Source organism: Simplicispira sp. GW247-4R2A, from assembly GCF_059424465.1.
This window is the reverse complement of the sequence record NZ_JBWKZM010000014.1, coordinates 15,880-35,594: the sequence shown is the minus strand read 5'-3', so window position 1 is coordinate 35,594 and position 19,715 is coordinate 15,880. Positions and strand designations below refer to the sequence as shown.

Sequence of the window (19,715 nt, the reverse complement as noted above, 5' to 3'; positions counted from 1 at the left end):
AGGAGCCTCGCCCATGTTTTCCCGCAACAAGCAACCCGCCATTAAAAGCCTGATCGCCCAGGGCAGCCGCATCGAGGGCGATGTGCATTTTACGGATGGCCTGCGCATCGATGGTCAAGTGCGTGGTGATGTGCGTGCCGAAGAGGGGCAGAACGGTTTGCTGGTGATTTCAGCGCTGGCCAAGGTGGAGGGTGCCGTTCATGCTGCGCACGTCATCGTCAACGGCGAGGTCGTGGGGCCTGTGCATGCGACGGTGCTGCTTGAATTGCAGCCCAAGGCGCGCATCACGGGCGATGTGCACTACAAGGCCTTGGAAATGCACCAGGGCGCCACCATCTGCGGCAGCATGGTGCCTACCGACGCTGTGCTTGAAGCAAAGCCCCCACTGAAATTAGCGTCTAACGCCCAGTGAAAAGAAATCCCCCAAGGACTTCATTAGTATTCCCCCAAGACCCAATTCTGGAGCCTCGCCATGACTGCCGCCATCCAAGCTGCCCCTACTGAAATGCCCGATCCCATTCTCTTCACCGAGAGCGCCGCTGCCAAGGTGGCCGATCTGATCGCGGAGGAAGGCAACCCCGGGCTCAAGCTGCGCGTCTTTGTGCAGGGCGGCGGGTGCTCAGGCTTCCAGTATGGCTTTACCTTCGACGAAATCACCAACGAGGACGATACCGTGATGACCAAGAACGGCGTCTCGCTGCTGATCGACGCCATGAGCTTCCAGTACCTGGTGGGCGCCGAGATCGACTACAAGGAAGATCTCCAGGGCGCGCAGTTCGTCATCAAGAACCCCGGAGCCACCTCCACCTGCGGCTGCGGCTCCAGCTTCTCCTGAAACGCTTCAGGCGGGGTAGATTCCGCCGAGTACACGGGCGCCTTGGGCGCCCGTTGCTTTGGGCAGATTGCCCGGCAGGCCGGCGATGGCCTGGTGCGCCAGCCAGGCGAAGGCCGCCGCCTCCACCTGCTGCGCGGGCAGGCCGAGCGCATCGGTGGTCGTCACCCGCGTCGTGGGGAGCAGCGCCTGCAGCCGCGCCATGAGGAAGGTGTTGCGCGCGCCGCCGCCGCATACGGCCAACAAATCGCTATCACTCCCATAGCTGTTAACACAGTCTGCACAAGCGCTGGCGGTCAATTCCGTCAAGGTGGCCTGCACGTCCCGCGGCGCCAGCGCGGCGTGGCGCGCCAGGTGCGCTTCCAGCCATTCCCTATGGAACAGGTCGCGCCCGGTGCTCTTGGGCGGCGGCTGGGCGAAGTAGGGCTCGGCGCGCAGCGCCGACAGCAGCGGGGCCGCCACCCGGCCGCTGGCAGCGAAGGCGCCGCCGTCGTCGTAGGCCTGGCCGGTGTGGCGCTGGCACCAGGCGTCCATGAGCGCGTTGCCGGGGCCGCAGTCGAAGCCCAGCACCCCGCCGCCCGCCTGCAGCACGCTGAGGTTGGCGATGCCGCCGATGTTGAGCACGGCGCGCGTTCGCCCCGGCAGGCCGAAGACGCGTTGGTGGAAGGCGGGCACCAGGGGCGCGCCCTGGCCGCCGGCGGCCAGGTCGCGGCTGCGGAAGTCCGCCACCACTGTGATGCCGGTGCGCTCGGCGAGCAGCGCGGGGTTGTTGAGTTGCAGGGTATAGCCGGTGCCGCCGAATTCCTGCGGCCGGTGGCGCACCGTCTGGCCGTGGGCGCCGATGGCGCGCACGGCGCCGGGCGCCAGGCCGCTTTCGGCCAGCAGCGCCTGCACGACGCCGGCATAGGCCAGGGCCAGCGCGTTGCCGGCCAACGCGGCGCGGTGCAGTTCGTTCGGGCCGGGGCTGTTGAGCGCCAGCAATTCTGCTCTTAATTCAGGAGCTATCGGGGCGGACTGGTAGAGCGCTACCGTGCATTTTTGCTCTGAAATCTCGGCCAGCACCCCGTCCACCCCATCGAGCGAGGTGCCCGACATCAGGCCGATGTACAGCCCGGGAGCGCAGGAGGTGCTCACGCCGGTCCACAGCCACCAAGATCGCACAAGAGGCACTGCGCGCCAGGCCAGCGGTCGCCGCGCAAGGGCCGTCCCGCCGCGCAGGCGGCGTCCCCCTGGGGGGAAGACGCCGCAGGCGGCTCAGGGGGGAGCATTATTCGGCGCTGGCCTGCTGGATCAGCTCGGCCGAATTGAGTTGGGTGCGCATCAGCGCGGCCACGCGGTCAAAGGCTGGCCGCGAAGCCGCGGAGATGGGGGCCGCTGCCTCGCTGGAGCGGGCGACGCCCATCGGGTCCTCCTGCTTGCCATTCACGCGGACCTCGAAGTGCAGGTGCGGCCCGGTGGCCCAGCCGGTCTGGCCCACGGCGCCTATGGTTTCACCCTGCGTGACCGACTCGCCCTTCTTCACGTCGATGCGGCTCAGGTGGGCATAGACTGTCTCGTGTTCGCCCCGGTGCTTGACGAAAATCACGTTGCCATAGCCATTTTGTACGCCGGCAAACTCGACCACGCCATCGCCGACGGTGCGCACGGCCGTGCCGGTGGGGGCCGCGAAATCGGTGCCCAGGTGGGCTTTCCACTTCTGGAGAATGGGGTGAAAGCGCATGGAGAACGTGCTGGAGATGCGCGTGAACGCCACTGGGGCGCTCAGGAAGGCGCGCCGCAGGCTTTCGCCCGCCAAGGTGTAGTAAGCCCCCTTGCTGCCGGGTTCTTCGAACCACATGGCTTCGTGCTTCTTGCCGTTGTTCACGAACTCGGCGCTCAGCACGCGGCCCGTGCGCAGCGGTTCGCCGTCGGCTTCCAGGGTTTCATAGACCACCGAGAAGCGATCGCCCTTGCGCAGCGAGCGGCGGAAATCGATATCGCCCGAGAATATTTCAGCGAGCTGGACCGCCACCGGGTCGGGGATATTGGATTCGTCGGTCGCGGCAAACAGCGAGCTGCGGATCACGCCGCCCGACAAGCGGCTCGACGCCGTGAGCGGTGCCGACTCGACGCGGGAGGCAAAGCCGTCGCCCGAACGCTCAATGACGAGGCGTTTGAAATTGCCGCTATCGTCCGGTGCCCAGCGTGCCGTCAGACGCGTAAGGCGGTGGTCGTCGGTGGTCTCGGCCGTTACCGAGCGGCCCGTGCGGCCGAGCAGGTTCTGGTGCACGTTGGGGTCGCGGCGCAGCCAGGCGGCAGCGGCCGGATCGGCCACGCCCAGGCGCTGCAGCAGCGACTCGGCCGTGTCGCTGCTGCGCAGCTGCTCGCTGCGGTACAGCGTGAAGGCAGGACGGTCGGTGAGTTGGGCCAGCGTCGCGTCGCTGGCGAGCGACTGCACGGGTTGCGCGATGCGCTGCTGCGGCAGATCGGCGGCGTCGGGCCCCAGAGAGGCCACGGCGAAAGCGCCGCCGCCAGCGGTCAGCAGCAGGGCCGCAAGGGCGGCAGTAATGCGTTTGGGGTGGTTGCGCAGGCTGCGGGAAAGCGGTTGCAGCAGCGCGCGGCTGGCATCGGTCAAGCCATTGGTCAAAATTCTGTCCCCAGGGTGGCGTGGGTCTGGCACGGCAGGCGACCGGGTCGGTCGAGGGCTTGCCAAGGCGCACATACTGTCAGGAGGGCCGTCCGGCAGTGCAAACCAAGCCGCATAAACGGGGTGGCTACTAGAATCCGCGACGGCGAGGTGGCCCGCAGTATAGCCAACCGGCCGCCAGAGGCACCCTTGAAAACCCTTATGAATCATTCAGTTGTTACAACTTTTCCGCTCACTGAGACTGTAGGACAAGCGCTGGAAGTGTCGCTCCGCGGTGCCGACGAACTGCTGCCGCAGCAGGAGTGGGTGCAAAAACTGGCCCGCTCGCAGGCCACCGGCCAGCCGCTGCGCATCAAACTCGGCCTGGACCCGACGGCGCCCGACATCCACATCGGCCACACCGTGGTGCTCAACAAGATGCGCCAGTTGCAGGACCTGGGCCACCAGGTGATCTTCCTAATCGGTGACTTCACCAGCCTGATCGGCGACCCGTCCGGCCGCAACAGCACGCGCCCGCCGCTCACGCCCGAGCAGATCAAGGTGAACGCCGAAACCTACTACCGCCAGGCCAGCCTGGTGCTGGACCCGGCGCGCACCGAGATTCGCTACAACAGCGAGTGGAGCGAGCCCCTGGGCGCCAGCGGCATGATTGCCCTGGCCGCCAAATACACGGTGGCGCGCATGATGGAGCGCGACGATTTCCACAAGCGCTTCACCAGCGGCCAGTCGATCAGCGTGCACGAATTTCTGTACCCGCTGATGCAGGGCTACGACTCCGTGGCCTTGAAGAGCGACCTGGAACTCGGTGGCACCGACCAGAAGTTCAACCTGCTCATGGGCCGCCACCTGCAGCAGGAATACGGCCAGGAGCCGCAGTGCATCCTGACCATGCCCTTGCTCGAAGGGCTCGACGGCGTCGAGAAGATGAGCAAGAGCAAGAACAACTACATCGGCATCAGCGAGCCGGCGAACACCATGTTCGCCAAGGTGCTGAGCATTTCCGACACGCTGATGTGGCGCTGGTACACGCTGCTGTCGTTCCGTTCGCTGGCCGAGATCGCACGGCTCAAGGCCGAGGTGGAAGGCGGGCGCAACCCCAAGGATGCCAAGGTGATGCTCGCCAAGGAGATCACCACGCGCTTTCACAGCGCTGCGGCGGCCGATGCGGCCGAGCAGGATTTCGCCAACCGCAGCAAGGGCGGCGTGCCGGACGATATTCCCGAAGTGCAGCTCGCGGGCGCGCCGCTGGGGATTGGCGCTTTGCTCAAGCAGGCCAACCTGGCGCCCTCGTCCAGCGAGGCCAACCGCCTGATCGACGGTGGCGGCGTGCGCGTGGATGGCGGCGTGGTGAGCGACCGGGGCCTCAAATTGGCGGCAGGCAGCTACGTGGTGCAGGTGGGCAAGCGCAGGTTTGCGCGCGTGGTGCTCGCCTGAAATCCGCCTAATTTTTGGCTAAAAATAGCCTCTAGCGCTTATTTGGTAAGCGCTTGAAGCTATTTAATTAATAGCGTTAATAGGGCGAGGCCAGCGTGTCCGGGTCGGGCATGTCGCCAATGGCGCGGCGGGTGCTTTCGGCTTCGAGGGCCAGCCAGGCGCAAAAGGCCTGGATTTCGGGCCGCTGGCTGCTGCGCGGGCCCGTCAGCAGCCAGTAGGCCAGCGGCGAATCGAGGCGGTGGCCCGGCATCACCTCCACCAGGTCGCCCGAGGCCAGGGCGTCGGCAATCAGCGGCATGCGCGCCAGCGCCAGGCCCTGGCCGGCCAGGGCCGCCTGCACGATCTGGTGCGCGTAGTTGAAATACAGCCAACGCTTGGGCTGGAGCTGGCCGCAGCCCTGCGTATCGAACCAGCGCCGCCAGCTCAGCCATTCGAGATTCGCCGTGCGGTGCGCATCGCCTGCTTCAATCAACGTGAAGCGCGCCAGATCGGCCGGCATCTTGGGCGTCCCGCTGGCCTTGAGCAGCCAGGGGCTGGCGACCACGGCGAGCTGCTCCCCAAACAGGCGCTGGCCGCCCTGCATGCGGTGGCCGGGCAGCCCGTAGCGCAGGGCCAGGTCGACATCCGAGGTGTCCAGGTCGACGGCGAGGTCGCTGGCGTCGATGCGGATATCGATGTCCGGGTGCACACGCTGGAAATCCTCCATGCGCGGAATCAGCCACATCGAGGCAAAGCTGGCCCAGGTGGTGATGGCCACGCTTTTGCGCCCTGCACTTTGGCGCGCCAGGCGCACGGCGGCATCAATGCGCTCGATGGCGGGCGTGCAACTGCGCAGCAACTGGGCGCCGGAGCCGGTGAGCTCCACGGCCCGCGTATGGCGCAGGAACAGCGGCAGGCCGATTTCGTCCTCCAGCGCCTGAATCTGGCGGCTGACGGCCGATTGCGTGAGCGACAGGGACTCGGCCGCGGCGCGAAAGTTGAGGTGCTCGGCCACGGCCAGGAACGCGCGCCAGTGGCCCAGCCCCACGGGACGGCTGCGGGGCAGTGGGCGCGAAGGAGGCGGGGTGGATGCGTTTGCCATGGCACCATTCTATTGATGCGCCTGGTGCATCAATGCAGCCAGGCGTTTTCATTGGACGGATGGGGTCTGAACGCCGACCATGACAAGCCTCATCACTGCATTTTCAGGAGCTTCTCATGTCCGCCCCCGCATCGTTGTTCCGTAGCCGTAGCACGGACGCCGCGTCTGCCCTGCCCGCCACCGCTGCTGGACAGCGCCTGGCGCCGGGCGAGGTGGCCCGGCTGTCGGCGCCCCGCGCGCAGCTGCTGCGCATCGATTCCGGCTGTGCCTGGCTCACGTTTGGCCGCGGCCCGTTCGAGCCGGGTGGTTCGCGCGCGGGCGACGTCTTTGTGTGCGCCGGCCAGACGCTGCGCGTGCCGGCCGGCTCTCGCGTGCTGATCGAGGCGGCGCGTGGCATGGAGCTGCGCTTTGCCTGGCAGCGGCCCGATGCCGTGCAGCGCCAGGTGCTGCGCCGCGCGCCTGCTTGTGCTCCGGCAGCCAGCTGCTGAGCCCGCCCCTCTGCGCCATGGGCCTCCACGGGCGGCGGGGATAATGCGGCGCGAGGCCGGGCGCCGCCCGGTGCACAGACGCGAAGCATGAACCCCATTGACACCGTGATCATGGCTGCCGGCAAGGGCACGCGCATGAAAAGCCGCCTTCCCAAGGTCTTGCAGCGCCTGGCGGGCCGCCCGCTGCTGCAGCATGTGCTGGGCCAGGCGAGCGCGCTGGGCGCGCGCAGCGCCATTGTCGTCACCGGCCATGGCGCTATGGAAGTAGAAGCTGCTTGCGCAGGTGTGGTAAGCGCTGGAGGCCAATTTGACCTGAAATTCGTGCGCCAGGAGCCGCAGCTCGGGACCGGCCACGCCGTGCAGCAGGCGGCGCCGCTGCTGCAGGACGACGGCACCGTCGTCGTGCTCTCGGGCGACGTGCCGCTGACCCAGCCGGGCACCGTGCGCGCCCTGGTGCAGGCCTGCGCCGACCAAGCGCTGGCGCTGCTGACCGTGCACCTGCCCGACCCCAAGGGCTACGGCCGCATCGTGCGCGGCGCCGACGGCACCGTGCGCGGCATCGTCGAGGAAAAAGATGCCAGCGACGCCGAGCGCGCCATTACCGAGGTCTACAGCGGCATCCTGGCCGTGCCTGCGCGCCTGCTGCTGCAGTGGCTGCCGCGCCTGTCGAACCAGAACGCCCAGGGCGAGTACTACCTGACCGAGGTGGTGGCCATGGCCGTGGCGCAGGGCGTGCCGGTGGCCACGCACACCATCGACGACGCGGTGCAGGTGGCGGGTGTCAACAGTCCGGCGCAACTGGCCGAGCTGGAGCGTGCCCACCAGACCCGCACCGCCGCCGCCTTGATGGAGCAGGGCGTGCGCCTGGCCGACCCGGCACGCTTTGACTTGCGCGACGACGCCCGCAGCGGCGCGCGCGCCGAACTGGTGTGTGCGCAGGATGTGGAGATCGACGTCGGCTGCATCTTCACCGGCCGGGTCGAACTGGGCGAGGGCGCGCGCATCGGCGCCTACTGCTGCATTGCCAATGCGCGCATCGCAGCGGGCGCGGTGATTCACCCCTTCACGCACATCGACGGCGAAGCGGCCGGCGTGCAGGTGGGCGAGGGCGCGCTGGTCGGCCCCTTTGCCCGGCTGCGCCCCGGTGCGCAGCTCGGGCGCGAGGTGCACATTGGCAATTTCGTCGAGGTGAAAAACAGCCAGTTGGCCGACGGCGCCAAGGCCAACCACCTGGCCTACCTGGGCGACGCTACAGTGGGCGAGCGCGTGAACTACGGCGCCGGCAGCATCACCGCCAACTACGACGGGGCCAACAAGCACCGCACGGTGATGGGGGCCGATGTGCACATCGGCAGCAACTGCGTGCTGGTGGCGCCGGTCACCATTGGCGCGGGCGCCACGGTGGGCGGCGGCTCAACCATCAGCAAGGACGTACCCGCCGGCGCGCTGAGCGTGGCGCGCGGACGGCAAACCAACATCACCGGCTGGAAACGGCCGGCCAAGAAGCCCGCGCCCTGAAAGCGGCGCGCCGAAGGAGCGAGAGCATGACCGGCACCGCACCCGAAGGTTTTTCGTCCACCTCCCCCCAGGGTGAGACGCCCGCCCAGGAGCTGGCGCGCCTGCGGGCCGCGCACCAGGACTTGCTGCGCGCCATTTCGCACGACCTGCGTGCGCCGCTGCGCCACGTCACCGCGTTTGCACCGCTGCTGCGCGAAATTCTGGAGCCCGCTGCCCTGCCGCCGCCCGAGCGCGAAGAAGCGCTGGAGTTTCTGGGCACCATGGAGCAGGCGGGCCAGCGCATGGGCCGCATGCTCGATGCCCTGCTGGCGCTCTCGCGCATCCAGGCGGCGCCGCTGCGGATCGAAACCGTGGACCTGCAGGACCTGCTGGCACAAGTGGTCAATGAGCTCTCCAGCGTTTCCCAGGGCCGGGCCATCGCCTGGCAGATCGCCTCGCCACTGCCCGCTGTGCAAGCCGACGCGCAGCAGCTGCGCCTGCTGCTGAAGGAGCTGCTGGCCAACGCCATCAAGTTCACGCGCTCCTGTCCGGCACCGCACATTGCGGTTGCCTGCACGCGCGATGCCTCAGGCCTGTGCCGCTTGAGCGTGCAGGACAACGGTGTGGGGTTCGATCAGGCGCAGTCCAAGGGCCTGTTCGATCTGTTCCAGCGCTTGCACCCCGAGCGCGAATTCGAAGGCGTGGGCGCGGGTTTGGCGTTGGTGGCGGCCGTTGCCGGGCGCCACGGCGGCAGCGTCAGCGCGCAGGCCGAGGTGGGTCGGGGCTGCACGGTCACCGTGCAATGGCCGGGTTAGCCGGGTTAGCCGGGTTAGCGGAATATTGCTATTTTTTAAGTAGCTGCAAACGCTTGTCAGATAAGCGTTAGAGGCCGAAAACGCTATAAATATGGGCGCTGAAGTTCGCCGCCGTCCAGCGCGCCGAACACGCTGGCGACCTGGTTGCGGCCTTCGTGCTTCGCGCGGTAGAGCGCTGCGTCGGCCGCATTGAGCCAGTCGCGCAGTGTCATGTGGCTGCGGCTGGCACGCGCCATGCCAATGCTGCTGGTCAGGCGCAGCTCGGGCAGTTCGGCCAGGCGCAGCGCTTCGATGCGCTCACGGATGCGCTGGGCGATGGCATGGGCATGGGCTTCGTCGGTATCGGCGCAGACCACGGCGAACTCGTCGCCGCCATAGCGCCCGGCGCAATCACGGTCGCGCACCGATTCGCGGATGACTTCGCCCACCACGCGAATCGCTTCGTCGCCCACGGTGTGGCCGTGTACGTCATTGATCGGTTTGAAGTGGTCGATGTCGATCATCAGCAGCCAAGCTGGCCGGTCGCTGCGGCGCGCGCCTTCCAGCACGGCCTGGGCTTGCTCCTGCCAGTGTGCGCGGGCGAAGAGCCCGGTCTGCGCATCGCGCTGGCGCAGCGCTTTCAACTCCTTGTTTTGCCGCGCCACGGTGCGAATCAGCCGGTAGCTCGTAAAACTCACCGCCAGGCTGTGCAGCACGATCACTGGCAGCGTGGCGATGATGACGGACAGCGAGCTGGCCAGTACCGGCTCGGGGCGCAGTACCAGCGTGCCCAGCAGCGCCATGCCTGCCATGCCAGGCAGCGAATACAGCCACAGCCGCTTGATGCCGGTGCCGAATTTGTCGTGCGTGGTGATCACCGCGAGCACGACGGAGGGCAGCAGGTTGAAGTGCATCAGCGGAATCCACAGGCCGACGATGGCCGAGTCGATCAGCAGGTTGCGGACTTCAGCGCGGTAGGGGTTGCGGCTGGTGCGCGCGTGCAGGTAGGCCAGGTGCGGCCACAGCCCCAGGGTCAGGAGCGCCAGCCAGCCAAAGCGCGCCAGATCGCCGGTCTGAATCAACACGCTGCAGATCACCCACAGCCCGAGCCCCATGCCCAGGATGCGCAGCGGGTAAATGCTGCGGTAGGTGTTTGCGCGCGCGCTGGCGCTGCGGTGCTTGGGGGCAGGCTGCGGGGCGGCTGTCATGACCCAGGCACGGGGGGGCGCAGTTGCCGCAACTGGCGGCGCAGATCGCCCACTTCCTCCATCAAATCCACGGTGAGCGCCGCCAGATGCGGGTCGGCGTCAAAGCAGGCCTCGAGCTGGGCCACACGGCGCGCGCGGACCAGCGTGGTGCTGGCAAAGCGCCAGGTGACCATCCCGCCGCTGACTGCGTCGGCGGGCTGGGGGGCAATGACCCCGGCTTCGACATGTTCGCTCACCCATTCGGGTGCGCGGCGGCAGGCGCGGGCCAGTTCTTCGAGGCTCAAACTGTCGTCGCCCAGCAGTTCCGCCATCTGGGCAGGGAGGTGAAAGGCATGGGGCATGGTTCAGGCTCCTTGCTGAGTTTGCGAGGGGGCGCGCGGGTTGAACGTGGGGAACGCTTTGCCAAGCGCCGTCCAGGCAGCGCGCGCGGCGTCGCTGTCGGCCGGTGGCAGGGCAATGTCGATCTCCAGGTACAGGTCGCCCGGCGTCGCCGCAGGAATGCCGCGGCCCTTGAGGCGGAGCTTGCGCCCCGCGCGTGAGCGCGCCGGTACGGTCACTTCGACGGTGCCGCTGGGCGTCTGCACCTCGACGCTGGCGCCCAGCGCGGCTTCCCATGGAGCCAGTGGCAGCGGCTGGTACACGTCGCGCTCCACGCTGCGCCAGCGTGCATCGGGCCGGAAGTGCACTTCCAGGAACAGATCGCCCGCCGGCGCGTCGCCCATGCCCGGGGCGCCCTGGCCAGCGAGGCGAATGAGCTGGCCTTCGCGTACGCCCTTGGGAATCTTCACTTCGAGATTGCGTTCCTCGCTCACCATGCGCCCGTTCGGGCCGGGGCGCGCGGCGTGCAGCGAGAGCGTGCGCGTGCCGCCCTGGTAGGCGTCGAGCAAATCGAGCTCGATCTTGGCGTGGTGGTCGCTGCCGCGCCGGGCCGCATGGCCGCCGCCTTGGCCAAACCCGCCTGCACCGCCGCGCTGGCGCGCGGCCTGGCCAAAGAGCTGCTCGAAAAAGTCGCTGTAGTCGCCGCCATCCCCACCTTCATACGGGCTGCCCGAGAATTCAAAGCCGGTATCCCAGCCCGGCGGTGGGCGGAACTCGCCGCCGCCGCGCGCCCCTTGGGCGGCTGCCTGTGCGCTGACGCTGTCGTAGGCGGCGCGCTTTTCCGGGTCGGAGAGCACGGTGTTGGCCTCGTTCAGTTGCGCCATCTTGGCGGCGGCGTCCGCCTCTTTGCTCACATCGGGGTGGTACTTGCGCGCCAGCTTGCGATAGGCCTTTTTGATCTCGTCCTGGCTGGCGCTTTTCTCTACGCCCAGCGTCTGGTAGTAATCCTTGAATTCCATGCGTCAGGACTCCGGTTGGGGTGGCTCAGGCCATAGTGTGAACTCTACGCCAGGCGCTCTGTGTGCTGCACATTGGACAGTGTCTCAGAGTGAGAAAAATTTGATAGCGGCAAGCGCTTACTGTGCCTGCGCAAGAGGCAGTTTTGTCTCGAATTTCGCTCGGCGTGTGGCGAAGTGCAGTTTGACGTTGCGCACGTTGGCATCCTGTGTGAACAGGCGTGCGGCAAGCTCCAGGTAGTGCGGCATGTCGCGCACTTGCAGTACGAGCACGAAGTCAGCCCCCGAGGCCATGCGCCAGCACTGCGCCACGCAGGGCTCGGCCACGGCGCGCGCCTCGAAGGCGTCCTGTGCCTCGGCAGTCTGGCGGTCCAGCAGCACTTCACCAATCGCGTGCAGGCCATGGCCCAATGCCGTTGCCAGCACCTCGGGCTGCAAGATGGCGACCTGGCGCGCGATGAGCCCGGCCTCCCACAGCCGGCGCACGCGGCGCAGGCAGGTGGGAGGGGATATCCCCAGCTGTGCAGCGAGTTGCTGGTTGGTGGGCGTGGCGTCTTCTTGCAAGACAGCGAGAAGTTTTTTATCAACTTTATCAAGCAATAAATTTTCCATAAATTTCATATATTTGATTGAATGAATTTTATGGAAATAATTTGTTGAAAACAATGCCACACATTTCTAGTCGCCGCACCTAGCATGCCGGCTGTTCCTTCCACAGCAAAGGCTTTCCATGTGCGGCATCGTTGGCGCAGTTGCGCTCCATGACATCGTTCCCACCCTCGTCCAGGGCTTGCAGCGCCTCGAATACCGTGGCTACGACTCCTGCGGTGTGGCCATTCACGCCGCCAGCCTGAATCCCGCCGCCGCCGGAGGCTTGGTGCGCGCGCGCAGCACCCAGCGCGTCGCCGAGTTGCTGGAGCAGGTGCGCACCGAGCACTTGAGCGGCGGCACCGGCATTGCCCACACCCGCTGGGCCACGCACGGCGCACCTGCGGTGCACAACGCCCATCCGCATTTCAGCCATGGCTGCACGCCGGGCGCCGCGGAGCAGCCAGGCCGTGTCGCCGTGGTGCACAACGGCATCATTGAAAACTACGAGCAGCTGCGCGAGCGCTTGCAGGCACGGGGGTACGTGTTTGCCAGCCAGACCGATACCGAAGTCATTGCCCACCTGATCGACCACCATTACAGCGGCGACCTGTTTGCCGCCGTGCAGGCCAGCATTGCCGAGCTGCGCGGCGCCTATGCCATTGCCGTGATGCACAAGGACGAGCCCCACCGCGTGGTGGGGGCGCGCGCCGGCTCGCCGCTGGTGCTGGGTGTGGGGGCGGGTGGCGAGGCGCACTTCCTGGCGAGCGATGCCATGGCGCTGGCCGGCGTCACCGACCAGATCGTCTACCTCGAAGAAGGCGACATTGCCGACCTGCAGCGCGGCCGCTACTGGATTGTGGGCAGCAGCGGCAAACCGCTCAGCCAGGGCGATCGCCCGGTGCGCACCGTCCACGCCCACAGCGGCGCGGTGGATCTCGGGCCTTACCGCCACTACATGCAAAAGGAAATTTTCGAGCAGCCGCGCGCCATTGCCGACACGCTCGAAGGCGTGGCCGGCATTGTCCCCGAACTGTTCGACGGCCCCGAGCACAACGGCACGCCGGGTGCGGCTGCCTGGCGCGTGTTCGAGCAGATCGACCGCGTGCTGATTCTTGCCTGCGGCACCAGCTACTACAGCGGCTGCACGGCGCGCTACTGGCTCGAAGACATTGCCGGCATCCCCACGCAGGTGGAGGTGGCGAGCGAATACCGCTACCGCACCAGCGTGCCCGACCCGCGCACCTTGGTGGTCGTCATCAGCCAGTCGGGCGAAACGGCCGACACGCTCGCCGCCCTGCGCCACGCGCAAAGCCTGGGCATGGAACACACGTTGACCATCTGCAACGTCGCCACCAGCGCCATGGTGCGCGAATGCAAGCTGGCCTATGTGACGCGCGCCGGCGTGGAGATCGGCGTGGCCAGCACCAAGGCCTTCACCACGCAGCTTGCCGGCCTGTTTTTGCTGACGCTGGCGCTGGCGCAAACCAAGGGGCGCCTGACCCCCGAGCAGGAAGCCACCCACCTCAAAGCGATGCGCCACTTGCCCGTCGCCTTGCAGGCAGTGTTGGCGCTGGAACCCCAGCTCATCGCCTGGGCCGAAGATTTCGCCCGCATGGAAAACGCCCTGTTCCTCGGCCGTGGCCTGCACTACCCGATTGCCATGGAAGGCGCTCTCAAGCTCAAGGAAATCAGCTACATCCACGCCGAGGCCTACCCGGCTGGCGAACTCAAGCACGGCCCGCTGGCGCTGGTGACCAGCAGCATGCCGGTGGTGACGGTGGCGCCCAACGACGCGCTCTTGGAAAAGCTCAAAAGCAACATGCAGGAGGTGCGCGCGCGCGGCGGCGTGCTGTATGTGCTGGCTGACGCCGATACGCGCATTGCCAACGGCGAGGGCGTGCACGTCATCCGCATGCCCGAGCACTACGGGGCGCTCTCACCTATTCTGCACGTCGTGCCGCTGCAACTGCTGGCGTACCACACGGCCTGCGCGCGGGGGACGGATGTGGACAAGCCCAGAAACCTGGCGAAATCGGTCACGGTGGAGTGAGGCAGGGCCGGGAATACAGGGGCAACATCAGATCAACGGGCAGAACGATTGGAAACGTATTGCTCAGAAATGCCAAGAGGCATATTGTGATTCGTCGGCCTTGACGGCCGATGCCGGCGGCAGTGGTCGATCAGAAGGTACTTACCGGTGACGCAGCCGCCGAGACAAACCCGGTTGCGTAGGCGCAATGGAGAACGAGATGAATCCCAGCGTTCAATCCAAGGTGGCGTACAAGGGCAACGACCGGCTGCTATTCGGCATCATCATGGGCGTCATCGCGTTCTGGCTGTTTGCCCAGACGACGCTCAATATCGCGCCCGACATGGGCCGAGACCTGGGCATGGATGCGAACACGATGAACGTCGCGGTGGCCATCACCTCGCTGTTTTCTGGCATCTTCATCGTGGTGATGGGCGGCCTGGCCGACCGTGTTGGCCGGCTAAAGATCACTCGCATTGGTTTTTACCTGAGCATCGTCGGCTCGCTGCTGGTGGCCATCACACCGCAGGGGCAACTGGCAACACCGGTTCTGCTCGTTGGCCGTGCGCTGCAAGGCCTGTCGGCCGCCTGCATCATGCCGGCCAGCCTGGCGCTGGTGAAAGCATTTTGGGATGGCTCCGAGCGCCAGCGTGCCATCAGCATGTGGTCGATCGGTTCGTGGGGCGGTTCAGGCCTGTGCGCGCTGTTCGGCGGCTTGATGTCGCAGCACTTCGGTTGGCGCTCGATCTTCTGGGTGGCCATCGTCGTCAGCGTGCTCGGCCTGTGGATGATGCACGGCGCACCCGAGAACAGGGCTGAAACCAAGGGTGGGTACAGCTTCGACCTGTCTGGCGTGCTGGCTTTCATGGTCACCATGGTGGCACTGCAGGTGCTGGTGACCCAGGGCAACAAGCTGGGGTGGACCAGTCCGGTCGGCCTGGGTCTGCTGGCGGTAACAGTGGTCTTCGGCTGGCTGTTTTTCCGCTTCGAAGACAAGGCGCCAAATGCGTTCTTTGATTTCAGCCTGTTCAAGAACGCGACCTACACCGGCGCGACGATTTCCAACTTCCTGGTCAACGGTACCGCTGGCACGCTGATCGTGTCGCTGCAACTGGTGCAGATCGGTGGCGGTATGAACGCCCAACAGGCCGGCTTTCTGACGCTGGGCTACGCGATTGCCATCATCGCCTTCATTCGCGTGGGCGAGAAGCTGCTGCAGCACTTCGGGCCGCGCAAGCCGATGGTCTGGGGCTGTCTGATCACGGGCCTGGCGATTCTGTTGGTGTCGCCTGCCCATCTGCTGCTGTCGGACTACAAGATCCTCGCGAGCGTCGGCTATGCCCTGTTCGGTGTCGGTCTGGCGTTCTATGCGACGCCGTCGACCGATGCGGCGCTGTCGAACCTTCCGGCGGCCCAGGCGGGCTCGGGTTCGGGCATTTACAAGATGGCTTCGTCGCTCGGCGCTGCCTTCGGCGTGGCGATCTCCGCCGCCCTTTTCACCGCGCTCAGCGGCGACAGAGCGAGCATGCACTGGCTGGAAGGGGTGATCACCTTCAGTGGCCGCCAGGACAACCTGGCCGTGCGGGAAGCCGCCATCGTTGCACTGGGCTTCAACGTGCTGATGGTCGTGATGGCCATTGTCTCCATCATGCTCACGGTGCCCAAGGGGACGAAGGCGCAGGCCTGAATCCCCAACCGTCATGTCAAGCGCCGAAGAGTCCCTCAAGCACGCTGTCTGCCGGACATCTTTCAACTTTGCTTCATCACTTCTGGAGTTGTCATGAATGCCCTCACCCAAGCTCTCGGCTCGGTCGGACCCACCCTGATGGCCGAACTTGAAGCACTCTACAAAGACCTTCACCAGCATCCCGAGTTGTCGATGCAGGAAGTCCGCACCGCGAAGATCGTCGCCGACGCGATGCAGGGTCTCGGCTACGAGGTGACGTGCAACGTCGGCGTGACCGGCGTGGTCTGCGTGATGCAGAACGGTGCCGGCCCGACCGTGATGCTGCGCGCGGACATGGATGCGCTACCGATGGCCGAGAACACCGGGCTGCCCTATGCCAGCACCGTGACGGCGCGCGACGCGGAAGGTGTCGAGGTCGGCGTGGCACATTCGTGCGGTCACGACATGCATGTGACCTGGATGATCGGCGCCGCGCGCATCCTGTCCATGCATCGCGCCGCCTGGCAGGGCACGCTGATGATCGTCTTCCAGCCCGGCGAAGAAACAGCGGAGGGCGCGAACGCCATGGTGCGCGACTGGGGCGCAGGCCGCTTCCCCAAACCCGACATCATCCTCGGCCAGCACGTGATGGTCGGTGCCGCCGGCACCGTGAGTTACCGTCCCGGCGTCACACTGTCGGCCGGAGACAGCCTGAAGATCAAGCTCTTCGGGCGCGGCTCACACGGTTCACAGCCGCAAACCTCCATCGATCCGGTCATCATGGCCGCCGCGACCACGCTGCGCCTGCAGACCATCGTCTCGCGGGAGATTGCACCGACCGAGCCGGCGGTGCTCACGATCGGCTCGCTGCAGGCTGGCACCAAGGAAAACATCATCCCTGACGATGCCACCATCAAGCTGAACATGCGCACCTTCAGCGAGGACACGCGTGAGTACATGCTCAAGTCGATCCGTCGCATTTGCTGCGCCGAGTGTGATGCCTCCGGTGCCGAGCGGCCGCCCGAGTTCACCACCATCAACAGTTACCCGCTGACCGAGAACGACCTTGTCGCGACACAAAAGGTGGCGCAGGCGTTCGGCCACCAGTTTGGCAAGAACGCCTCACTGGCACCCAGCCCAGCGTCGGCCAGTGAAGATTTCAGCATCTTCGGCCGCACTTGGGGCGTGCCCTATGTGTTCTGGTTCGTCGGCGGCACCGACCCAGCGGTGTACGCCAAGGCCCAGCAGGAAAAAACCGTCAACAAGATTCCCAGCAACCACTCGCCGAAGTTCGCGCCGCAGATCCACCCGACGCTCGAGACAGGCTTGCAGGCCATGCTGACCGCCGCTGCCGCGTGGCTGTGCCCCCCGGTGCCACGGCCTGAAACGAACACATGAACGTCCACGAATTGGCACTTGCCGGCCTGAACGACCACCGCCTGTTCACAACGCTCGATCTGGCGGGCACATTCGCCTTTGCCATCAGCGGTGCCGTCGCTGCCAGAGACCGCGGCCTCGACTGGTTCGGCGTCGTCGCGATAGCGTTCACGGTCGCTTGCGGCGGGGGCGTGCTGCGCGACCTGTGCATCGGCGCTGTGCCGCCGGCCGGGCTGACCGATTGGCGCTACCTTGCCGTTGCCATGGCGGCAGCCTTGATGACGATAGCCGCAAACACGCTGGTCGTGCGCCTGGCGCACCCGGTGATTCTCTTCGACTCCATCGGCCTGGGACTCTTTGCCGTGACCGGCGCGCAGAAGGCCATGATTTTTGGCCATAACGCGGAGGTGGCGGTTCTGCTGGGCATAGTCACTGCCGTGGGCGGTGGCGTGGTGCGTGACGTGCTGCTCAATCGGGTGCCGGTGATCCTTCAGCGTGAGATCTATGCGTCGGCTGCGCTGGTGGGTGCCAGCATTGAAGTGTTTGGCGAGCATCTAGGATGGTTGTCGAGCAGTAGAACCTGGGTTGCTTTAGTGGCGTGCTTTGCGTTTCGTTATCTATCGCTGCACTACAAGTGGAACCTGCCGCACTCTTCCGAACACGACGGCAACGGCTCGGAATAGGGCCTGCTAGACAGCAGGGTCGTCGTTTCGTGATGCAGCAGGTATCCGTTCTGTCTGACCAATGCGTGCAGCATCGGCCTTGAACCGCCCCGGGTGATTCAGTCTCCACGTTGCGCTATTCGTCCATATGAGAGATCCTTAGTGGAAAGGGGGACTCCCATGATTAAACTGGTTCTACTGAGGGTTGACGGGCAGACTTACGCTCTGCCGCTGGCCGCGGTGGACCGTGTCCTGCGCATGGTTGAAATTACGCCGCTGCCAGGGGCGCCTGAAGTCGTCGTGGGGGTCATCAACATCCAGGGCGAAGTCGTCGCGATCGTTAGCATCCGCAAGCGCCTTGGCCTTGCTCTGCGGGCAGTCGTAGCGGCCGACAGTCTGGTTGTGGTGCGTGCACGCACCAGGCGACTCGCCATCATCGCGGAGTCCGTCTTGGGTGTAGTCGAACGCCCGGCTGATGCTGTCGTGTGCACCGGTGACATTGTCGGAGGCACCCCTCAAATTGAGGGCGTGCTCAAGACGCACGATGGTCTGGTTTTGATTCAGGATCTGGATCGGTTCTTTTCTCCAGAGGAAGAGCAGTCTCTGGATTTGGCGTTGGAAAAGCACTGACCGACGTGCATCGATATGCCGATTTCCTTGCCCGACTCGTTACTGTCGCTCCTGAGCGATTTGCTCGAATCGCAGATGGGGCTTTACTTCCCGAGCGCGCGATGGCGTGATCTGGAGCGCGGCATCGTCGCCGCATCCCACAAGTCGGGATACCCGCAAGCTGAAGACTACATCCGCTGGCTTCTTGCTGCGCCTCTGACGCGAGCACAAATAGAGATGCTTGCGAGCCACTTGACGGTGGGCGAGACCTATTTCTTCCGCGAAAAAAGAAGTCTCGACATTCTTGAGCAGCAGATCCTGCCGGAGTTGCTTCGGGCCCGTGCAAAAACCGGAAGGCATATTCGCATTTGGAGTGCGGGATGTTGCAGCGGCGAGGAGCCCTATTCGATCGCGATGTTGCTCGATCGGTTGATCCCCGATCTCGATAAATGGAATGTGACTATCCTGGCGACGGACATTAACCCGCAGTTTCTGCGCAAGGCGGCACAGGGGGTATATGGTGCATGGTCGTTTCGCGACACGCCCGGCAGGCTTAAGGATCAGTATTTCATCCGGCGACAGGACGGAAGCTTCGAAATCCAGCCGCGGATACGCAGGATGGTCACCTTTTCCTATCTCAATCTCGCCGACGATGCTTACCCATCGTGCATGAACAGCATGAATGCGGTGGATGTGATCTTCTGCCGCAACGTGCTTATGTATTTTGCTCAGCAAAGGGCAAAAATGGTCATCGCGAAGCTGCACGGCTTGCTCGTCGATGGGGGTTGGCTGATCACCAGCCCCGCTGAAACCGCGCAAGTGAATCTTTCCGAATTCACCACGGTCGAATTTCCAGGCGCCTTCCTGTATCGCAAGACAGCGGTCGGCGGACCCTTGTCCGTCGCCACCAACGCTCAAGGCATGTTGCATGCTGGAGAGGCTGCAGCAGCCTACGCGCCGGGTCCAACTGCGCCTTTGAAGGTAGCCTGGCCGACCTTCGCGCTCGAAATTCTGCATGCAGAAGGTGGCGTGCACGCGACACAAGCAGAAGAGGCAGACTCGCCCAAGCACGAAGAGCGAGAAACGCCGAGAAGCAAAGCCCGTGCTTGCGCCGATGAGGGTAGGCTCGCCGAAGCGATCGAATGGTGCGAAAAGGCGATTGCCGCCGACAAGCTCAACCCGGCACACTACTATCTGCTTGCTGCTATTTGTCAGGAGCAAGGGCAAAGCGAGACCGCCGAACGTGCTCTTGGGCGCGCGCTTTATTTGGAACCTGATTTCGCGCTGGCCCATTTCGCCTTGGGCAACCTTTGCCTGTCCGGTGGGCGCCAGCGAGAAGCGCAACGGCATTTCGTCAATGCACTGACCCTGCTACGGGCGTGCCCGGCCGATGCCCTGTTGCCGGAGTCGGACGGGTTGAGCGCTGCTCGGTTTGTGGAAATCATCACCTCGGCACAGGCGAGCCTGGGGCACACATAAGGAGGTTG

At 65.4% G+C, this 19,715-nt stretch carries 19 protein-coding genes; 12 read left to right on the top strand and 7 right to left on the bottom strand.

Annotated elements, in window-relative coordinates; all coding sequences use genetic code 11:
• Positions 1 to 13: 13 nt before the first annotated feature.
• Both AC07ZH_RS10960 and erpA read left to right on the top strand, forming a co-directional pair.
• A complete protein-coding gene (locus AC07ZH_RS10960; protein WP_119110359.1) occupies positions 14 to 412 on the top strand; it encodes a bactofilin family protein in 399 nt (132 codons plus the stop codon).
• 60 nt (positions 413 to 472) lie between these two features.
• Positions 473 to 835, top strand: a complete 363-nt coding sequence (erpA, locus tag AC07ZH_RS10955; protein WP_495199757.1) for an iron-sulfur cluster insertion protein ErpA — start codon at positions 473 to 475, stop codon at positions 833 to 835.
• 6 nt (positions 836 to 841) lie between these two features.
• On the opposite strand, the gene AC07ZH_RS10950 is transcribed toward erpA, so the two are convergent.
• A complete protein-coding gene (locus tag AC07ZH_RS10950; RefSeq protein ID WP_495199756.1) occupies positions 842 to 1,966 on the bottom strand; it encodes an anhydro-N-acetylmuramic acid kinase in 1,125 nt (374 codons plus the stop codon).
• Between the two features lie 133 nt (positions 1,967 to 2,099).
• On the bottom strand, positions 2,100 to 3,458 hold the full coding sequence (locus AC07ZH_RS10945) for a peptidoglycan DD-metalloendopeptidase family protein (RefSeq protein ID WP_495199755.1): 1,359 nt from the start codon (positions 3,456 to 3,458) through the stop codon (positions 2,100 to 2,102).
• Positions 3,459 to 3,659: 201 nt separating this feature from the next.
• On the opposite strand from AC07ZH_RS10945, the gene tyrS reads away from it, so the two are divergent.
• Complete coding sequence (tyrS, locus tag AC07ZH_RS10940; protein WP_119110362.1) at positions 3,660 to 4,892, top strand: tyrosine--tRNA ligase; 1,233 nt, start codon at positions 3,660 to 3,662, stop codon at positions 4,890 to 4,892.
• Between the two features lie 76 nt (positions 4,893 to 4,968).
• Here the strand turns inward: tyrS and AC07ZH_RS10935 are convergent, their stop codons facing one another.
• The gene (locus tag AC07ZH_RS10935) at positions 4,969 to 5,973 is read right to left on the bottom strand and encodes a LysR substrate-binding domain-containing protein (RefSeq protein ID WP_495199754.1); all 1,005 of its coding nucleotides are present in this window, start codon (positions 5,971 to 5,973) and stop codon (positions 4,969 to 4,971) included.
• Between the two features lie 116 nt (positions 5,974 to 6,089).
• Here AC07ZH_RS10935 and AC07ZH_RS10930 point away from each other — a divergent pair, with 116 nt between their 5' ends.
• From AC07ZH_RS10930 to AC07ZH_RS10920, 3 genes are all read left to right on the top strand, one after another.
• The gene (locus AC07ZH_RS10930) at positions 6,090 to 6,461 is read left to right on the top strand and encodes a DUF2917 domain-containing protein (protein WP_495199753.1); all 372 of its coding nucleotides are present in this window, start codon (positions 6,090 to 6,092) and stop codon (positions 6,459 to 6,461) included.
• Positions 6,462 to 6,548: 87 nt separating this feature from the next.
• On the top strand, positions 6,549 to 7,979 hold the full coding sequence (gene glmU / locus AC07ZH_RS10925) for a bifunctional UDP-N-acetylglucosamine diphosphorylase/glucosamine-1-phosphate N-acetyltransferase GlmU (RefSeq protein WP_495199752.1): 1,431 nt from the start codon (positions 6,549 to 6,551) through the stop codon (positions 7,977 to 7,979).
• Positions 7,980 to 8,005: 26 nt separating this feature from the next.
• The gene (locus tag AC07ZH_RS10920; RefSeq protein WP_495199751.1) at positions 8,006 to 8,773 is read left to right on the top strand and encodes a sensor histidine kinase; all 768 of its coding nucleotides are present in this window, start codon (positions 8,006 to 8,008) and stop codon (positions 8,771 to 8,773) included.
• A gap of 83 nt (positions 8,774 to 8,856) precedes the next feature.
• On the opposite strand, the gene AC07ZH_RS10915 is transcribed toward AC07ZH_RS10920, so the two are convergent.
• The 4 genes from AC07ZH_RS10915 to AC07ZH_RS10900 form a co-directional block, all read right to left on the bottom strand.
• Complete coding sequence (locus AC07ZH_RS10915) at positions 8,857 to 9,960, bottom strand: diguanylate cyclase (RefSeq protein WP_495199750.1); 1,104 nt, start codon at positions 9,958 to 9,960, stop codon at positions 8,857 to 8,859.
• Positions 9,957 to 10,301 (bottom strand): chaperone modulator CbpM, encoded by a 345-nt coding sequence (locus tag AC07ZH_RS10910; protein ID WP_119110368.1) that lies wholly within the window; start codon positions 10,299 to 10,301, stop codon positions 9,957 to 9,959. Before AC07ZH_RS10910 ends, AC07ZH_RS10915 begins: the two co-directional genes overlap by 4 nt.
• A gap of 3 nt (positions 10,302 to 10,304) precedes the next feature.
• Positions 10,305 to 11,297: a DnaJ C-terminal domain-containing protein gene (locus AC07ZH_RS10905; protein ID WP_495199749.1), complete on the bottom strand. Its 993-nt coding sequence runs from the start codon at positions 11,295 to 11,297 to the stop codon at positions 10,305 to 10,307.
• Positions 11,298 to 11,414: 117 nt separating this feature from the next.
• Positions 11,415 to 11,906 (bottom strand): Lrp/AsnC family transcriptional regulator, encoded by a 492-nt coding sequence (locus tag AC07ZH_RS10900; protein WP_495199748.1) that lies wholly within the window; start codon positions 11,904 to 11,906, stop codon positions 11,415 to 11,417.
• Positions 11,907 to 12,024: 118 nt separating this feature from the next.
• Here AC07ZH_RS10900 and glmS point away from each other — a divergent pair, with 118 nt between their 5' ends.
• From glmS to AC07ZH_RS10870, 6 genes are all read left to right on the top strand, one after another.
• Positions 12,025 to 13,935, top strand: coding sequence for a glutamine--fructose-6-phosphate transaminase (isomerizing) (glmS, locus tag AC07ZH_RS10895; protein ID WP_495199747.1), 1,911 nt, complete (start codon positions 12,025 to 12,027; stop codon positions 13,933 to 13,935).
• A 199-nt stretch (positions 13,936 to 14,134) separates the two neighbouring features.
• Positions 14,135 to 15,601: an MFS transporter gene (locus AC07ZH_RS10890; RefSeq protein ID WP_495199746.1), complete on the top strand. Its 1,467-nt coding sequence runs from the start codon at positions 14,135 to 14,137 to the stop codon at positions 15,599 to 15,601.
• Between the two features lie 93 nt (positions 15,602 to 15,694).
• Positions 15,695 to 16,978, top strand: coding sequence for a M20 family metallopeptidase (locus AC07ZH_RS10885; protein ID WP_495199745.1), 1,284 nt, complete (start codon positions 15,695 to 15,697; stop codon positions 16,976 to 16,978).
• Positions 16,979 to 17,004: 26 nt separating this feature from the next.
• Positions 17,005 to 17,640: a trimeric intracellular cation channel family protein gene (locus AC07ZH_RS10880; protein ID WP_119108639.1), complete on the top strand. Its 636-nt coding sequence runs from the start codon at positions 17,005 to 17,007 to the stop codon at positions 17,638 to 17,640.
• A 159-nt stretch (positions 17,641 to 17,799) separates the two neighbouring features.
• Complete coding sequence (locus tag AC07ZH_RS10875) at positions 17,800 to 18,249, top strand: chemotaxis protein CheW (protein ID WP_495199744.1); 450 nt, start codon at positions 17,800 to 17,802, stop codon at positions 18,247 to 18,249.
• Positions 18,250 to 18,264: 15 nt separating this feature from the next.
• Complete coding sequence (locus tag AC07ZH_RS10870; RefSeq protein ID WP_495199743.1) at positions 18,265 to 19,707, top strand: CheR family methyltransferase; 1,443 nt, start codon at positions 18,265 to 18,267, stop codon at positions 19,705 to 19,707.
• The last annotated feature ends 8 nt before the right edge of the window (positions 19,708 to 19,715 follow it).

What these genes read in the sequence shown, in the direction of transcription:
- AC07ZH_RS10920 (WP_495199751.1), top strand. Translation starts at nt 8,006, where the DNA reads ATGACCGGCACCGCACCCGAAGGTTTTTCGTCCACCTCCCCCCAGGGT.
- glmU (WP_495199752.1), top strand. Translation starts at nt 6,549, where the DNA reads ATGAACCCCATTGACACCGTGATCATGGCTGCCGGCAAGGGCACGCGC.
- AC07ZH_RS10935 (WP_495199754.1), bottom strand. Translation starts at nt 5,973, where the DNA reads ATGGCAAACGCATCCACCCCGCCTCCTTCGCGCCCACTGCCCCGCAGC.
- AC07ZH_RS10910 (WP_119110368.1), bottom strand. Translation starts at nt 10,301, where the DNA reads ATGCCCCATGCCTTTCACCTCCCTGCCCAGATGGCGGAACTGCTGGGC.
- AC07ZH_RS10875 (WP_495199744.1), top strand. Translation starts at nt 17,800, where the DNA reads ATGATTAAACTGGTTCTACTGAGGGTTGACGGGCAGACTTACGCTCTG.
- erpA (WP_495199757.1), top strand. Translation starts at nt 473, where the DNA reads ATGACTGCCGCCATCCAAGCTGCCCCTACTGAAATGCCCGATCCCATT.
- AC07ZH_RS10915 (WP_495199750.1), bottom strand. Translation starts at nt 9,960, where the DNA reads ATGACAGCCGCCCCGCAGCCTGCCCCCAAGCACCGCAGCGCCAGCGCG.
- glmS (WP_495199747.1), top strand. Translation starts at nt 12,025, where the DNA reads ATGTGCGGCATCGTTGGCGCAGTTGCGCTCCATGACATCGTTCCCACC.
- AC07ZH_RS10890 (WP_495199746.1), top strand. Translation starts at nt 14,135, where the DNA reads ATGAATCCCAGCGTTCAATCCAAGGTGGCGTACAAGGGCAACGACCGG.
- AC07ZH_RS10900 (WP_495199748.1), bottom strand. Translation starts at nt 11,906, where the DNA reads ATGGAAAATTTATTGCTTGATAAAGTTGATAAAAAACTTCTCGCTGTC.
- tyrS (WP_119110362.1), top strand. Translation starts at nt 3,660, where the DNA reads ATGAATCATTCAGTTGTTACAACTTTTCCGCTCACTGAGACTGTAGGA.
- AC07ZH_RS10905 (WP_495199749.1), bottom strand. Translation starts at nt 11,297, where the DNA reads ATGGAATTCAAGGATTACTACCAGACGCTGGGCGTAGAGAAAAGCGCC.
- AC07ZH_RS10870 (WP_495199743.1), top strand. Translation starts at nt 18,265, where the DNA reads ATGCCGATTTCCTTGCCCGACTCGTTACTGTCGCTCCTGAGCGATTTG.
- AC07ZH_RS10960 (WP_119110359.1), top strand. Translation starts at nt 14, where the DNA reads ATGTTTTCCCGCAACAAGCAACCCGCCATTAAAAGCCTGATCGCCCAG.
- AC07ZH_RS10885 (WP_495199745.1), top strand. Translation starts at nt 15,695, where the DNA reads ATGAATGCCCTCACCCAAGCTCTCGGCTCGGTCGGACCCACCCTGATG.
- AC07ZH_RS10930 (WP_495199753.1), top strand. Translation starts at nt 6,090, where the DNA reads ATGTCCGCCCCCGCATCGTTGTTCCGTAGCCGTAGCACGGACGCCGCG.